General features: G+C 39.4%; 1 protein-coding gene. It reads right to left on the minus strand.

Translation table 11 applies throughout. The annotated features are described in order from the left end of the window. Positions 1 to 289 precede the first annotated feature (289 nt). The gene (locus RRG12_RS44015) at positions 290 to 1,321 is read right to left on the minus strand and encodes an HNH endonuclease (protein ID WP_420762528.1); all 1,032 of its coding nucleotides are present in this window, start codon (positions 1,319 to 1,321) and stop codon (positions 290 to 292) included. Positions 1,322 to 1,601: the final 280 nt, after the last annotated feature.

Raw genomic sequence — 1,601 nt, forward strand, 5'->3', positions numbered from 1 at the left:
GAGAATCCCCAAAAATATTCAGTCTACTTCAGTAGACTTTGAGCTATGAGCCAGAGAATTCATTCTTTGGCGGGTTATGAAGCCCGCAGTAAAGCTATTTCTAGCTTAAGTTGACACCAATGAGCAATGCTGTGCCCCTACGATAGATGTGGTTCAAATACATGAAAACTGCTGTAAGGGACTTGCAATTAAATAATGTACCGATATACCAATCAGGTTTTACCGTTTTATGATGGATTTAGGGTTTTCAACTGGTACTTTATTTTGGCGCGAGTCCCTAAATGTAAATTCAGGGCGCAGAACCATCAAACGCACTCTTGTAAGCATCAGCAGTTTCTATCCCAAAACCTCCAGCTTCGACATGACGAACTAGCGATTGAATGATGGGTGTAGCAATACTAATACCAAATAAAGCATTGAAACCTGCGACAACAACTGGTGCCGACAAAATGACTGTAAATTCTGGAAATAAAGCTAACACAGCCACCAAAACCAAAAAAACAATTGGTGTTGCAATACCTGCTGCCTTTGCTGCTTCCAAAACTAGATTTTTATACTCTTCAACAGTAATATCACCCCGATAAAGATCCAAAGAGTAGGAAATTGCCGTTACTATAACCTGGGTGAGAATAGCTGTTCCTGTTGCAGTAATGCCAAGTTTGGCGATTGTTCCAGAATTGCTGACAATAGAATCTACCGCATTATAAACCCGAATATAAAACTGTTCGCCAACGGTCATTACTTTGGCACCTCGGCGGAGATTGTCAACACCTACTTCCCAAAGGATATTATCAGCAGCATTCGATCCACCTTTAGAACGTGGATTGATGTGGCTACCATGCTTATCTCTAAGAAATTGACGAATTGTATATTCTTTACCTCCAAACTTTGATGTACCAGGAATTTTATCAAAAAGCTTCATGACATCTGCATCAGAGCGAGGTAAGTCTCCCACGCGAACACCAGCACGATATCTCAGCCTATTTGCAATCTTGGGCATCTCTTGGGCTAATTCCGCAGCTGTCTTTGGTAAATTTTGCAAAGCATCAGCCATAACCATACTAGATGCGGCAACTCCAACAGCATTTTGTTGAAATGTTTTACTAACATTTTGAACAGTTTGAAAACCTGACTGTGCTGCGATGGTTGACAAATTTTGTAAATCATTAACTGCATTGATACTTGAAGTAGTCATCTCACTAGTAGCGTTCTTGATTCCATCAACTACCTCATCCATCCCATTTACTACATTGTTGGCTGCTTCTTGAGCTTTATCTCTAACCGTATCTGCCAACTTCTGTGCTTGATTAATAAAATCCATGTTTTAATAACCTTTCATTTATACTGTGGAGTGTTTGCTCCAGTTTCTCTTTCTAAAACGAATAACCACCTCAGCATTCATGACCAATTTACTTCAAAAATTGTTAAAGAGATAGTGATCAATTTATATCGTTTGTGTATGCTAACTTTATAAACTGAACTATTCGACTATAGGAATCCTACTAAATGAGTTGTGGCATTGGGAAGTAGATGGCGGTATCAGGTAGTCCAAAAGACTAAAGGATTTCTCTCTTACGGCACTAAAAAAGGTGACTCGGAAA

It is taken from the genome of Nostoc sp. CALU 546 (assembly GCF_048836525.1).

Excerpts from the sequence above, each read along its gene's own strand:
- RRG12_RS44015 (WP_420762528.1), bottom strand. The coding sequence starts at position 1,321 with ATGGATTTTATTAATCAAGCACAGAAGTTGGCAGATACGGTTAGAGAT.